Origin of the sequence: Wolbachia endosymbiont of Tribolium confusum, assembly GCF_020405475.1 — a bacterium.
Taxonomy (GTDB): domain Bacteria; phylum Pseudomonadota; class Alphaproteobacteria; order Rickettsiales; family Anaplasmataceae; genus Wolbachia.
Genome location: NZ_JAIZNT010000012.1, coordinates 1 through 12,926, shown reverse-complemented (window position 1 = coordinate 12,926; position 12,926 = coordinate 1). Strand labels below are relative to the sequence as shown.

The 12,926-nt window shown below is 34.3% G+C and carries 16 protein-coding genes; 5 read left to right on the top strand and 11 right to left on the bottom strand.

Annotated features, from left to right (window positions below; all coding sequences use genetic code 11):
* Positions 1-66 precede the first annotated feature (66 nt).
* The 4 genes from LEM02_RS06640 (at position 67) to wmk (LEM02_RS06625) (ending at position 3,917) form a co-directional block, all read left to right on the top strand.
* Positions 67-723, top strand: coding sequence for a JAB domain-containing protein (locus tag LEM02_RS06640; protein ID WP_226080813.1), 657 nt, complete (start codon positions 67-69; stop codon positions 721-723).
* A 99-nt stretch (positions 724-822) separates the two neighbouring features.
* A complete protein-coding gene (locus tag LEM02_RS06635) occupies positions 823-2,007 on the top strand; it encodes a hypothetical protein (RefSeq protein ID WP_226080812.1) in 1,185 nt (394 codons plus the stop codon).
* A gap of 64 nt (positions 2,008-2,071) precedes the next feature.
* Positions 2,072-2,989 carry a WO male-killing family protein Wmk gene (gene wmk, locus LEM02_RS06630; protein ID WP_226080825.1) on the top strand — a complete coding sequence of 306 codons (918 nt, stop codon included), beginning with the start codon at positions 2,072-2,074 and terminating at the stop codon, positions 2,987-2,989.
* A 25-nt stretch (positions 2,990-3,014) separates the two neighbouring features.
* Positions 3,015-3,917 carry a WO male-killing family protein Wmk gene (gene wmk, locus LEM02_RS06625; RefSeq protein ID WP_226080811.1) on the top strand — a complete coding sequence of 301 codons (903 nt, stop codon included), beginning with the start codon at positions 3,015-3,017 and terminating at the stop codon, positions 3,915-3,917.
* Positions 3,918-3,956: 39 nt separating this feature from the next.
* Here wmk (LEM02_RS06625) and LEM02_RS06620 read toward each other — a convergent pair whose 3' ends face one another.
* On the bottom strand, positions 3,957-4,868 hold the full coding sequence (locus LEM02_RS06620; RefSeq protein WP_226080810.1) for a patatin-like phospholipase family protein: 912 nt from the start codon (positions 4,866-4,868) through the stop codon (positions 3,957-3,959).
* On the opposite strand from LEM02_RS06620, the gene LEM02_RS06615 reads away from it, so the two are divergent.
* Positions 4,867-5,388: a phospholipase D family nuclease gene (locus LEM02_RS06615; RefSeq protein WP_226080808.1), complete on the top strand. Its 522-nt coding sequence runs from the start codon at positions 4,867-4,869 to the stop codon at positions 5,386-5,388. The genes LEM02_RS06620 and LEM02_RS06615 overlap by 2 nt on opposite strands.
* Here LEM02_RS06615 and LEM02_RS06610 read toward each other — a convergent pair whose 3' ends face one another.
* The 10 genes from LEM02_RS06610 to LEM02_RS06565 form a co-directional block, all read right to left on the bottom strand.
* Positions 5,389-5,604, bottom strand: a complete 216-nt coding sequence (locus tag LEM02_RS06610; RefSeq protein ID WP_226080806.1) for a hypothetical protein — start codon at positions 5,602-5,604, stop codon at positions 5,389-5,391.
* 37 nt (positions 5,605-5,641) lie between these two features.
* Positions 5,642-6,178, bottom strand: coding sequence for an ankyrin repeat domain-containing protein (locus LEM02_RS06605; protein WP_226080804.1), 537 nt, complete (start codon positions 6,176-6,178; stop codon positions 5,642-5,644).
* 12 nt (positions 6,179-6,190) lie between these two features.
* Positions 6,191-7,141, bottom strand: a complete 951-nt coding sequence (locus LEM02_RS06600; RefSeq protein ID WP_226080803.1) for a contractile injection system protein, VgrG/Pvc8 family — start codon at positions 7,139-7,141, stop codon at positions 6,191-6,193.
* On the bottom strand, positions 7,142-7,351 hold the full coding sequence (locus tag LEM02_RS06595) for a tail protein X (protein WP_226080802.1): 210 nt from the start codon (positions 7,349-7,351) through the stop codon (positions 7,142-7,144).
* On the bottom strand, positions 7,348-7,695 hold the full coding sequence (locus LEM02_RS06590) for a phage tail protein (protein WP_226080801.1): 348 nt from the start codon (positions 7,693-7,695) through the stop codon (positions 7,348-7,350). The genes LEM02_RS06595 and LEM02_RS06590 overlap by 4 nt, the downstream gene beginning before the upstream one ends.
* A 1-nt stretch (position 7,696) precedes the next feature.
* Positions 7,697-10,012 (bottom strand): phage tail tape measure protein, encoded by a 2,316-nt coding sequence (locus LEM02_RS06585; protein WP_226080800.1) that lies wholly within the window; start codon positions 10,010-10,012, stop codon positions 7,697-7,699.
* Positions 10,013-10,121: 109 nt separating this feature from the next.
* Positions 10,122-10,379, bottom strand: a complete 258-nt coding sequence (locus tag LEM02_RS06580; RefSeq protein ID WP_226080798.1) for a phage tail assembly protein — start codon at positions 10,377-10,379, stop codon at positions 10,122-10,124.
* Positions 10,380-10,512: 133 nt separating this feature from the next.
* Positions 10,513-11,388, bottom strand: a complete 876-nt coding sequence (locus LEM02_RS06575; protein ID WP_226080796.1) for an Rpn family recombination-promoting nuclease/putative transposase — start codon at positions 11,386-11,388, stop codon at positions 10,513-10,515.
* A 95-nt stretch (positions 11,389-11,483) separates the two neighbouring features.
* Complete coding sequence (locus LEM02_RS06570; protein ID WP_226080791.1) at positions 11,484-11,990, bottom strand: phage major tail tube protein; 507 nt, start codon at positions 11,988-11,990, stop codon at positions 11,484-11,486.
* Positions 11,991-12,010: 20 nt separating this feature from the next.
* A partial coding sequence (locus tag LEM02_RS06565) for a phage tail sheath family protein (protein WP_226080790.1) occupies positions 12,011-12,926 on the bottom strand: 916 nt, incomplete at its 5' end.

The window sequence follows — 12,926 nt, the reverse complement described above, 5'->3', positions numbered from 1 at the left end:
CCAATGCTGATAAAAAACAGCAGTAAATATCTAAAAAAAGTTTGTTGTTAGTGAAAGGTAAATTATATGAATAAAAGTAAAGAAGAAATCGAATTCAGAATATTAGAAAGCAAAGGCAAAGCACTACTTGATCGTGAAATAATGGAAACATTTTTAAGTGCAGTACATGAAAGGCCGCAAGCTCAAGAAATTGCTAAAAATCTGGTGAACACTTATACGGGAGTAGGAAGGATTTTAGGTAGAGAAATGGATGACCTGAAAGTTATAGAAGGAGTGACTGATTCTGCAGTAGCAATGATTATGTGTGTTAAGGAAACGCTAGAAAGGGTAATGAGAGAAAAACTCAAGAGTGAGCCAATAATGGACTTACAAGGGCTAGTAGAATACTTGAACGTAAGTATAGGTCATGCAGAGAGGGAATGTGTAAAAATACTGTACTTGAATAAAAGGCGCCAACTAATCGGAGAAGAATCCTATATTGGTGAAATGGAAAAAGCACCAGTGTACATAAAGGAAATTATAAGAAAAGCATTAATAAAGAATGCAACATTAGTAATAATGTCACACAACCATCCTGGGGGACGCTTAGAACCATCAGAAGAAGATCAAGAAGTAACGAAGAGCTTAGCAGCAGCATGTAGTACTGTAAGCGTAAAATTGTTTGACCATATTATCATCACAAGTGGAGGCTATTTCAGCTTTCGAGAAAACGGATTGTTATAGCAGAAAGTATTTGCAAATCTACTCACTATAATTTATAATGAGTAGTAGAGTGTATAATAACTATACACTTAGAAAGTATATTTAATAGCGGAGGCTAATATGGGTAATAAAATAATTGTACCTTTTGATGATAAGAAAGGAGGTACTTATCAATTAAACGTTGATCTTGATAAATTATCAAAAGGTGAGATGTTAAATGCTATTGTAGGAATTGGTCGTACTAGCCAGCAGTCCACCTTTGTAAGCAAAACCAATAAGGCTAAAAAACCTGGAGAAGTGCCCTTCCCTAATAGAGACGTTCAAATCAACTACGGAAAGGGACTTGATTACATATATGGCACAAAACCTTTGAGTAATCAAGCAGATTATCCAGAAGGGTTGAATCCATTTGCTTCAGCTTTGCAAAAAATAAAGCCAAGTGCAGAAAAGTTGAGCTGGCTTAAAAGTGCTGTGGTAAGAGCAAAAAGTCCAAATGAACTGCACAAGGTTGTAGACGAAGCACTAGCTGCTGGAGCAAGGCTAAATGCATGTAATGATGGAGAATGGAGTTTTGCAGAATATGTAGTATTAGGTACACATTTTCACAGATTAGAAAGAAGTGATCGAAAAAAGCTAATACGTAAATTAATGCTAAGCGGTGCAGAGTTTCATGATACTTTATTGGAGAATAAACTGATAGGTGAAATTTATAATGAGCTACAGCCAGAAGTTCAGCCACAGATAGATAAGAGACTAGAAGAACTAGAAAAAGCTGGCGAAAGTGCTGTGCAAGAAGGATCCTTAATAGATCTCGAGATAGACAATACAACATCGTATATAGAATTTTCTGATGATAGTAAGGTAGAGGTAGCCAAAATACTGAGAGAGTTAGGAAGTAATATTTTAAAAATTGGTAATGATGCAGTTGAAGTTAAAAGTGAAAAGGGAGGTATAAGAAACTATACTGATATATCAGATGGTAGCTCTATCATGTTAGAATTTCCTACGAGCATTGGTAAGCTAAATATTATATTGTACTATGATGTAAAAAAATATGATCAAGTACAATTGAGAGTAGAAAACAAGGAAATGTGGGCTGAGTTACAAAAAAGAGGCGAAGAGATAGGAAAGAATTGCCTCTTTGGGGGAGTGAAGCTTAAGGAAGTGGTAGAAAGAGGTAATTTCACTAGATGTGGCATATGGAATGAAAAGTATGCTATAAAAGAGATTAGCAATGATGAAGTATTGTCTTCATGGGTAAATAGGGTATGTGGAGGTAGTAAAGAAACTTGTAGGGGGCTTTAAGGTTTCATAGTTACTGTAACCTTTGAACTATAATAGATTTGAGCTATAGTAGAAAATATTACGTATAGTTCTTTATGTGGAAAAAAGTCTAGATTATAAAGTGGGAGAAAAATTAAAAAGTTGGAGGTTAGAGCGAGGATATACTCAGAAGGATTTAGCAGAGAAAATTGGTGTAACATACTGGGTAATACTGCAATATGAGAAAGGAAACCGTAGAATTCCAATTGAAAGGTTATATGCTATAGCTGAGGCACTATCAATTAGTATTACGGATCTAATTCCTATATCAAAAAGCTGTCTTGAAGATGAGGGAGAAGAAATATTAAATCTAGTAAGAGAATATAAAAAGATTAATGATCAGGAGTTACGTAGAATGTTTTGTTTGCTAACCAAATTTGTCCAAGTTAGTGAGAAAAGTAGTAGAAAATCGGAAAGAATAAAAATTGCAAAGGGTTTGGTTAAATCGGGAGTTTCTGTTGATATTATTGCAAAAACAATTGGCCTTTCTGCTAATGAATGTGTTGAAGAAAAAGTTAGTTCTATCTACTACCAAATAGGAAAAAAGATAAAAGAATGGAGGCTATTGAGAGAGTATACTCAAAAAGATTTAGGAGAGAAAATGAGTACAACACGTGACGAAATAAGCAACTATGAGCAAGGAAGGACTTCTGTTCCACTTGATAAATTATATGTAATAGCAGAAGCGCTATCGATCAATATCATGGACCTACTTGAGCTAACAGAAGATGCAGATGAAAAAATAGAAAATGAGCTACCTGATTTGATTAAAGAATACAAAGAAATTGAGAGCCAAGAACTACGTAATGCATTAAGAGAATCTCTGTTTGAAGGTATAAGGATTTGTGAAGAAAAAGTGAGAAAAGCGGAAAGGATCAAAGTTGGAAGGGATTTAGTAAAAGGGGGAATTTCTGTTGATATTATTTTGCAAATAATTGGTTTATCCGCTGATCAAATTGCATGAAAATTTGTTTCTAAGTAAGGTATATATGTTTGTTTCTGTAAGAGATATTAGTTCTATAAGCTACAAAATAGGACAAAAAATAGAAAATAGCAGGTTAATGCGAGGGCATACTCAAATAGAATTAGCAAGTGAAACAGGTTTAACATACCAAGAAGTAAACAGTTATGAAAATGGATATAGCCCTATTCCAATTGAAGTACTATATGTAATAGCAAGAGTATTGTCAGTTAATGCTGTAGATCTGTTACCTAAACCAATAACAGTAAGAGAGTATGAAGATGAAGACGAAGAAATACTCTATCTAACGAAAATATACGAGAATCAAAAGTTAGGCAAAATAGTACCTTCATTAGTCAGGTTTGTTCATATTAGCGAAAAAATTAATCAAGAAGAGGCAAGGTTGGAAATAGCAAAAAATCTAGTGAAAGAAGGGGTTTCTACTGATGTTATTTCCCAGGCAACGGGTTTATCTATTTACGAGTATGATAATACAGAGAAAGAAGTCTGCACTGATTCTATATACTACAGAGTAGGGCAAAGAATAAGAGAATGGAGATTGATAAAAAGGTATACTCAGAAAGATTTAGCAAACAAAGTTGGTTTAACACTCAAGGAAATACACGAGTATGAAATAGGATACACTGCCATATCATTTGATAAATTATATCAAATAGCAGAAGGATTATCAGTGAATATTAAAGTTCTGCTACCTAAAATAAATGAAGATAGTGAACTACTTAATTTACTAAGAAAAACTGAAGAGCAAGAATTAGTGAAGAAATTTTTATCTAGGGATATGAAGAATAGCAAAGAGAAAGTAAAAAAAACAGAAAAGATCAAGGTTGCGAAAAATCTAGTGAAGGCAGGTGTTTCTAATGATGTTATTTTGCGAGCAAGTGGCCTAACTGCTGATGAGTGTGAAAATTGAATTGTGTTAAACAATATATTAAGATATAAGTAAAAATAGTTATATATTTAATATTTCTATACAGAATTTCTCTATCACTTTCTGATTATCCTCTATCATTGCATTTGCTTCTTGCTGAAGAGATTTGATATTTTTTGATGTAATATTATCCATGTCAGGTGATGCTATTTTTAATTGCGATTGTATTCGTATATATTTATCACCTATAACTTGATTAAGTTGATAGTTTACTGCATCTAAACTTGAAGCAAACATCACATTCAGTAGTGGCTTGATCCATCCTATTTTTCCAAATCTCCTTGAATTAGCTATGCTTCTATCTGTTCTTCCAGTACCTATCGATAACAGTACAATATCATCATTTGGAAACAATTTCTTACCACTTGCATATGCACAAGCCGCTGGATTATTGGCAAACACCCCTCCATCCACTAATACCATTTCCTTTTGGTTGATTTTAAGATATTTAGGTACAAAGTAAGTAGGTGCTGCAGTTGTAGCTCGTAATGCATCTTTCAATTTGATAAAATTTCTATCTTCTCTCCAGCTTTTAAAGAAGAAGGGATAATTGTTCTTAATATCGTAGCTTGTAAGCATTAAATTACTTGTTGCATCTGCAAGAGTAGAATCACCAAAATATCTATTCAGAACGCATTCAATATTTTTGCATGAATACTGTGCACAATTTAGCCAGGAAAATATTGATCTTCTGAAAAATGAAGACTTAAAGATATGTGGCCCGTCTTTCTGATAGAGATCAACTAAGTCGAGAGCAGAGTATTGTTTATTACATAATCCGGCAACGATAATACCACCTGTAGAAGTTCCGACCATTAAGTCAAACATTTGAGAGATTGGCTTTTTTGTTCTATACTCTATTTCAGCTAGAACAATAGCAGGTATAATACCTCTTATGCCTCCACCGTCGACTGAAAGAATATATTTGGCCATGTTTAGATATTTATTGATTTTTTTAACTTGTTTGCTTTTATCAGGTTGTGTTTCTTGTCCAAGTACTACTGTATGTTTCACTCCTAGAGAAAATTGCACCAACCTAATAATTGATTCCGTGGATCATGCTAAAAAATCCGTGTTGGTTCAGGCATACCAATTTACCTCAAAGCCTATTGCTGAATCCTTAGTTCAAGCTAAAAAGCGTGGAGTTGATGTCATGGTTATTCTCGACGGATCGCAAGTTAGCTCAAAGTATAGTGTTATCAATGAGCTGTTTGAGCAAAAAATCCCAATTTGGGTAGACTTTAAACCAGCGATTGCTCATAGTAAAATAATGATTATTGATGATAACAAAATAATAACTGGCTCTTTTAATTTCACCTATGCAGCTGAATCAAGAAATGCTGAGAATCTACTGATTATAACAGGGGATCCTCAATTAGTTGAGCAATACATCGAAAACTGGAAGGATCGTCAATCTCAATCTGATCCTTATACACCAAAAGTAGAAGAATAATTACTTTAAATCAGCTTTAAGTTCATCCAATTCCTCAGAAAGATTTTTTACCCGTTCTTCCAGACAATATACCGTAACAGCCAATCCATTGTTCTGCTCTATAAATTTATCATGCATGTGTACCCGTAAATCCAGCTTGGCAAGCCACCAAATTGCTGCTATGGTCTGTATTACCATCGTTATTATTACTGCTAGTGGGATTTTTTGATTTTGCATAAATGTGAATTTATTATGAATAATTGTTGATGATAGCTTACTTTTCAGATTTATATTGATCCTCCACTTTAGCAAGTAGCTTAATGATTTCCCTGTAAGGTTTATCTTTATTGTGCCGCGATCTTAATACAGCAACTTTCCTTGGTGTTTTTCCATCTTTATTTCTGATTGTAGGATTTGCACCTTTCTCCAATAAAAACCTTATGATCTCTAAATCTCCTCGATATGCAGCATTGTGAAGTGCTGTACTTCCATACCCGTTTATAATATTTACATTAATTCCTTTGTCTATCAAAAACTTGACAACTTCTAAGCATCCTTCTCCTGCAGCATAATGTAGTGTAGTAAGTTTAGAAATTTGCGTATCTACATCTAATAAATTTTTTACTGAAAACTTTACAATTTCTAAGTTACAATTTTCAGATGCAATCCGCAGTATTGTTTTATAATTATCTGTAGCTTTTGCTTTCATATAGCAATAGGTAATAATAACAAATACTACTGTTACTATAAACCACCAAAAGTGTAGCTTATTTCTTGAGTCTCTATTCATATTCAATACTTTTTTCAACATTAAACATTTGGTTTACTGATTTTTTCTTAACGTTGATGCTGATAATCCAGTGCGATAACCTGAACTATCTAACACATGTTCTGCTCTGTCAATTATCCATTCACCGTCTATATCTTGATGAAACCCTAACAAGCTAAGTTTCGCCTCTGCAAATAGTTCTGGATTACCAGGCATAGTGATATCCAATACTGCATTATTTCGCTTTAGTTGTTTTAACTTAGCATTTGCTGCACTTAGTGCTGATTCTACATTAGAGTAAAGCGTTTGTATGGTATAACTTGGACTACCAGAGCCAACTGTTTCTGGTATAGTTTCACCCTTTTCATAGCTATGCCATTTTGCAACCACTGAGTTGTACCTACTCACGGTAAAATGCACTTTCCAATTTATCGTGTCTTGAGGTCTAATAGCTGTTGTTCCTAAAGCTTTTCCAGTTGCTGATTTGGCTTTGCCTTTTGGAATAAAAAGTATATATCCGCCAGCTAGCTTTGCCATTGCCTCGTATTCTATTGCTATTTTTGTTAATAAACTTATATCACTTTCTTCTATTTGGTTAATATGTGGAATCAACACATTTTCAAATTCTTCTGCAACTCTGCATCCATATCCGTGCTTTTCTGCTATTTCCTTAACCAAGTTACCTAGAGTAATTTGATGCCATTCTTTAGATACTTTCTCCTTTAATGATAATTTTAAGTTTGTTGCATGAGCTTTTATAAGTAAAGTCTTAGGTGGGTTCTGCACCGTAATCTCATTAACTGTATATATACCCATAGGTATCACTCCGGTTTCTCTGTAACCCAAAGCGATATTTAATTCATTCGGAATATTTAAGTTTTCATCTCTGTAATCAATGCACACTTCAACTACATCGTCTATTGTCCCAGATTCATCGGTAAGGCGCAATGATATAATTCTATCTTTAATTGATTCACATTTATCTATTATAAAATCTGGTTGCATTTATTCCCAGACCTTTAATTTTGACTTTTGTACTGTTTTCTGAATAACAGGAAGCTTTATCTTTAATCCTGCAGGCAAAAAGCTTCCGTATTCTGCCAAACCTAAGTTCTCTGCTAGTACTAATTCTACTACTCCATCCGTAAATCCGTAATGCTTCCAGCAAATCAGGTCTAGCATTTCTCCTTCTTTGGTTAAGTAATATATAGTCATCTATAGCTCTTCAAACTCAGACTAAATTCAACTTTTCTTGGTAGTCCATTAGGTAAAAAATACATCTGCTTTTCTTCTAAACTGGTAATTACGAATTGTCCTAAAATATTACCTAAATTATCTACTAGAACATGTGGCTTTTCAGCTTTTTTCATATTCTTTAATTGATTTAGCCTGTTGAGATTATGCAGATAAATCGTTCCTTCTAAATCTATATTTTCTGCACCTTGACCGATATTTTGCAATAATGGCATATTTTCAATACACTCAATTGTGCTCCAACGATTCTCTCTATTATACTTTAAACTTCTTGGAACAAATTTATACGGGCCAAGAGACAACATTTTAATAAACAGGGTCTATGGTATCAAACAGAACATCACGTGATTTTTCTCTTATCCTTTTTATTACTTCATCAGCAAGGCTACGAACATCTTGATTTGGTGCTGCTTGTACACTTATGTTGAAATAATTATGTTGAGTTTGGTTAAAAGTTTTATTTTCATATTTGCTTTTTACGTACTCTTTTAGATTGAGATCTTTCTCATCTGCTATAGATTTCTTTTCTGCGATAGCATGTTTAATTTTAACATTATTCCAGCTATTTTTAGAAATTCCTTTCATCACACCATTATTTGATAAAAGATTCCCATTATTAAAAACACTATTTTTAGAAAGTACATTGCTAGCTTCTCCATCAACTAACGAAATAACAGTTTTTCTCTTCTCAAATTCTTTTATTGGACTATTTTCTGACACTTTCCCAAATATGCTACTAACTGTATTTCCCATCCATGAAAAAGCCTCTCCTATCGGTTTTATGATTGATTTCCAAAAACTAGCAAAGAATTCCTTCACTTTTTGCCAGTTAGTGATAACAAGTGCTGCACCAGTGACAAGTCCAGTAATTAAAAGCCCTATAGGATTACTCATTACAGCAAGCGTTACTGCTCTTAGTCCTGTTACTACTGCAGGAAAAACTGTAGCTGATAAAAATGAAAAAGTTGCGATTATTTTTGCTCTTAAACCGAGAACTGTACTTGCTAAAAAAGCGAACCCATAACCTAAGCCCACTACTAAGATTTTTAAACTTATTAAAGCTGCTATAGTTCCCATGATTGCTGTAGTTAAAGTTGGGTATTTTTCTGCAAATAAGGCTATGCTCCTAGTTTTTTCTTGTAAAAATTCAGCTATAGATTTTAAAGTAGGCAGCATCACTGAGCCCAGATTCATACCAACTTCAGCTATTGCATTGCGAAGGAGCCGTAGTTTATTGGCTGTAGTATCTGCACGATTTTTAAACTCATCTTGCAGAGAATTGTTGTACTCTTCTTTGTTAGCTAGCAGCTTTATTGCATCCTTGTACTTACTAAAACTTCCAGCTAATAATGCAATATCATCTTGATATTCCTGACCGAAAAGTTTCATAAGGATTGTAGAACGCTCCTGGTTATCCATTTTCTTTAGAGTTTGAAAGAAGTAAAGTAGTGCTTCTTCCCCATTTTCACTTATCCTTTGTACCATTTCTTCTGCGGCTATGCCCATTTCTTCTAGTGCTGCCTTAAACTCTTTTCCTTGACCTTCAGCAGTTTGAAGCTTAGAAAGTAAAGCATTTATAGCAGTTGCAGCTTTCGCTGGTTGTTTGCCTAAGCTAATGAAAGCATTTACTAAACTGCTTGTTTGTTCAAACTTTAATCCAAACTGCTTTGCAGTACCACCAACTATTGCTAGAGCTTCAACCATATCTTTTGCTTTAGCAGCAGTGTTATCTGATAAGTGGTTGATTACATTACCAACGTGCTCCATTTCACTAACATCAATTCCATAAACGTTAGAGAGTTTAGCTATGGAATCACCTGCTTGCTCTGCAGACATATCAAATGCTGTAGACATTTTTGCCACCGTTTCTGTAAATTTGAAAAGATCTTCTTTTTTGATACCAAGTTGACCACCGCTTGCAGCTATTTGTGCCAGTTCTGCGGCTGATAATGGTACAGTACGTGACATCTCTTTTAACTTTTTTGCAAATTTATCAGCTTCCTTTGTCTTTTCATCAAAATCAACTACTTTTGTAACATCAGCCATAGCACTTTCAAAGTCAATAGCAACTTTAATTGGTGCTGCAAGTGAAAGCCCTAGTCCAATAGTCTCTATAATTTGTGACTTAAAATGTGCTTTACTTGCTAAAAAACTTTGGTGACTACGTATTGCAGACCCAAGCTTACCATACTTACCTTTTAGCACTTCAATAGAAGAACCAAGTTTATATTGATCACTTACTAATGACTTAATATTTCTTCCACTTTTCCTTACTTCTTCATTAAATGAATGCAAAGCATCTCTCTTTTTCAAATATGCTTCTTTTGCTTTTGTTGCAGAAAACTTAGCTTTATCAAACTCTGCTTTTAAAGTTTTACTTGGTTTCTCCACCGCTTTCATTTGTTTAGCTAAAGATTTTACTTGATCTTCAAAGCCTTTCCATGACCTCTTGCTAGTCAAAACATCATGACCTAACTGCTTAAACTTTGATACTGATTTTAAAGATGAGTCAAGCTTTCTTATATTCTCACCAAGATGAGTAAGTTGACTGCTACTTCCTTTTATTACAGTACTGAAACTGCCATCTAGGACTGCTCCAATTTTTATAGATAACGTTGACATTGTACCTTCCTCGCTGCTTCATTCCATAGGATAAATTCATTAATTTCCATTTCAAGTATTTGTTCAACCCCGCCTCCTACAACAGAGCTGAACATTAATACTTCTGACCTCAAGTCCTTTGTATAATTGGTGAAAAAAAATCCTTTAATACCTCTTGCACTTTCACATAATCAGCAATATCTAACTCTTCAATCGCTTCTTTTGCAACTGATGTCAGGTTGGCAGTCAAAGTCACTTCCTTATTTAGGTCACTACCATTAATGCGTTCTATTGCCAAATAGTCTCTAACTTTTGGACGTCTAATGGTAAGTTCTGAAACAGAAATTCCATCAACTGTTATTGGGTTATTAAGTGTTATAGCTTGCATGTTCCTCCTTAAAAAGTTAATTAAATAAAAGTCTATATCGGCTTTTACATAACTAATTTTTTTTACTATAGTTTTTGTGTTTGATTAACGATCCTTCATACTAAATTTCTCAATATAAAGATGATAGTAGGGTTTATTTTTCCTCAACTTGAATTAATTCTTGAACTTCATCGACAGAAAGACCTGTACACTTGACAATAGTGCTAATATCAACATTATTAGTCAACATCGCTTTTGCAACTTCAATCTTTCCTTCAATCTTTCCTTCTTTTTTGGCATCATCAAGTTTTTGAGCAAGGACAGCCTGTTCATCACGAATACGCTTGGTCTCCTGTTCATATGCTATAAACTCTTTTTCTGACCAGTTAAACCTGTTTAGCTCTTCGTACGCTTTTTTGATTATTATGTCACTTCCTGTTATTCTTTCCAATTCTTCTTCACTTGTTTCATCAGCGTACTTAAAAAAATACACCCACTTCTCAACTATATTTGAAAGCTGATCTTCTTTAGTTTTGGAAAATTTAGGCAATTCAATAAATACAAAATAAAAATCTTTTAGATCATGTTCATTAGTATCTTCATCGCGAATAGTGTGCTTTGATTTATACTCGGACTTATCAGGAAACAGTATACAATCTGCTATAGCAATAAAGATAATTTCCTTAAGGTCATGGTATTGATCACCTTTATCTGCTTGTCTTGAATAGGCTTTAGCAGCGTAATATTGGGCACGTTTTTCAAAGCCTTTGGTTTTAGCAACCTGCATCTCAATTATCCATTGTACTCCTGTAGAATCTCTACATAGCACATCAACAATACTTTGCTTTTTAGATGCGATATCAGGGTCTTGAATAGTACTTAAAAACTCTATATCCTGTATTGCATTTTTGCCAGTAAAGCTCAAAATATCATTGAGGAAGTGAATGAGGATGTCTTTATTCTTTTCTGTACCAAAGATACGGCGAAATGCTATATCATTTTTAGGGTCGAGAAATTTAGATAAAGCCATAGCACAAATGCTTAAAAAACATTAATAATTATACAGTATTATCAGTAATTTTTCAATAAAAAAGTGGTTATATGAAAAGGCATCCATCTATTCCATTAAATCCCTAAAATCGTTTGCAGCAAGGCCATCTGATCAACACCATTTATCTTTCTAATCATATTTTCAGCATCGATTTCTATCAGCTCATTGCCACCTATCGTAAGTTTATAATAATGGGCAGCTACAGTGCATTTTAGAGTGGCTTTTTCAGCAGGTTTCCAGCTACCAAAATCAAATTCTTTGAATATGCCCCTTAAATTGATTATTACTCCTTCAATATCATTGCTACCACTTCCTTGCATCCCTCCACGGAGCGTCAAAGCTACTGAATTCCCATCTATTAAACCAAAGAGTCTAAAGAGCTCAGAGTCATACTCAGCGAAAGTAAAGTCTGCTTCAAGCTTTTCCATGCCCATGTCAATATTTATTGGGATATCCATACCACCAGCACGGTACTCCTCTGTTTTTATGGTAAGCTTCGGCAAAGTTATTTCATCTATTTTCCCTGCATAGCCTCTACCATCAACAAATACGTTAAAATTTCTCAGTATTTTCGGTAACATTTTTCCTCTTTCTCCCCTTTTTATAATATTGTACCACTCACAAGATGTGACCTGAAAGTAATCTGTTCAGCTGGATATGATGGTGTAAACTCAAAGTCAAAATATACTTTTCCGCTTGCAATATTTATAGGTGTATTGAGCTCTGGTGTTGCATAACATTTTCCGCTGATAATAGCTCCTTGCGCTTTTAAATTTGCCAGGTAAGAATTCACCCCCTCAATCACATCATCTATATAAGTTTTGGTGATATTGCGATCAACTGCCCAGAGATGAGCCCTAAGTAGGCTGTCATTAATAAGGTCCGCAGTCCTTCTCACTGATAAAAAAGCCCATTTTGAGTCATCTGAACATGTTCTATTGCCCCAAAGCCTATAGCCACTTTGATGAATTATAGTTGTTACTTCATTTTCATTTAAGTGGTTTGCTCTGCAATTTGTATTACCGAGCGTAAAATCAATAGGCCTGCTTGTGCCAACAATACCATTTATCTCTTTGTTTGAAGGTGAATGCCAAAATCCTTGCTCGCTATCTACTTTCGCTATTAAACCTGCTATAAATGGGCTAGATGGTAAAATTTCTTCTTTTCCTTCAATAAATACCTTAACCCATGGATCAACAATATAAACTCTTGAGCTGCCTACACTTTTTCTCCATTTTATTGCTTCTTCATCATTGGTATTTGGACCATCTGCTACTATTATGCTTCTCAGCTTTTCTGCTACTCCTATCAAAGCTGCTACTACTGGGTTTTTAGGATTTTCAGATTCAGGCAATTGATGAGTAAACTGAGGTGCAATTAATATTCTTGGAGCAATATGAACTATGCTTTCACTACTGAGGAATGCCTCTATCCCTTGATACTCTCCAGTCTCTTTATCAACACCGCCAATTATATTTTGGATAGTTTCACTTTCTTTGAGCTTTGAATCGCTGTTT

Excerpts from the sequence above, each read along its gene's own strand:
- LEM02_RS06640 (WP_226080813.1), top strand. The coding sequence starts at position 67 with ATGAATAAAAGTAAAGAAGAAATCGAATTCAGAATATTAGAAAGCAAA.
- LEM02_RS06635 (WP_226080812.1), top strand. The coding sequence starts at position 823 with ATGGGTAATAAAATAATTGTACCTTTTGATGATAAGAAAGGAGGTACT.
- wmk (WP_226080811.1), top strand. The coding sequence starts at position 3,015 with ATGTTTGTTTCTGTAAGAGATATTAGTTCTATAAGCTACAAAATAGGA.
- LEM02_RS06615 (WP_226080808.1), top strand. The coding sequence starts at position 4,867 with ATGTTTAGATATTTATTGATTTTTTTAACTTGTTTGCTTTTATCAGGT.
- LEM02_RS06620 (WP_226080810.1), bottom strand. The coding sequence starts at position 4,868 with ATGGCCAAATATATTCTTTCAGTCGACGGTGGAGGCATAAGAGGTATT.
- LEM02_RS06610 (WP_226080806.1), bottom strand. The coding sequence starts at position 5,604 with ATGCAAAATCAAAAAATCCCACTAGCAGTAATAATAACGATGGTAATA.
- LEM02_RS06605 (WP_226080804.1), bottom strand. The coding sequence starts at position 6,178 with ATGTTGAAAAAAGTATTGAATATGAATAGAGACTCAAGAAATAAGCTA.
- LEM02_RS06600 (WP_226080803.1), bottom strand. The coding sequence starts at position 7,141 with ATGCAACCAGATTTTATAATAGATAAATGTGAATCAATTAAAGATAGA.
- LEM02_RS06595 (WP_226080802.1), bottom strand. The coding sequence starts at position 7,351 with ATGACTATATATTACTTAACCAAAGAAGGAGAAATGCTAGACCTGATT.
- LEM02_RS06590 (WP_226080801.1), bottom strand. The coding sequence starts at position 7,695 with ATGTTGTCTCTTGGCCCGTATAAATTTGTTCCAAGAAGTTTAAAGTAT.
- LEM02_RS06585 (WP_226080800.1), bottom strand. The coding sequence starts at position 10,012 with ATGTCAACGTTATCTATAAAAATTGGAGCAGTCCTAGATGGCAGTTTC.
- LEM02_RS06580 (WP_226080798.1), bottom strand. The coding sequence starts at position 10,379 with ATGCAAGCTATAACACTTAATAACCCAATAACAGTTGATGGAATTTCT.
- LEM02_RS06575 (WP_226080796.1), bottom strand. The coding sequence starts at position 11,388 with ATGGCTTTATCTAAATTTCTCGACCCTAAAAATGATATAGCATTTCGC.
- LEM02_RS06570 (WP_226080791.1), bottom strand. The coding sequence starts at position 11,990 with ATGTTACCGAAAATACTGAGAAATTTTAACGTATTTGTTGATGGTAGA.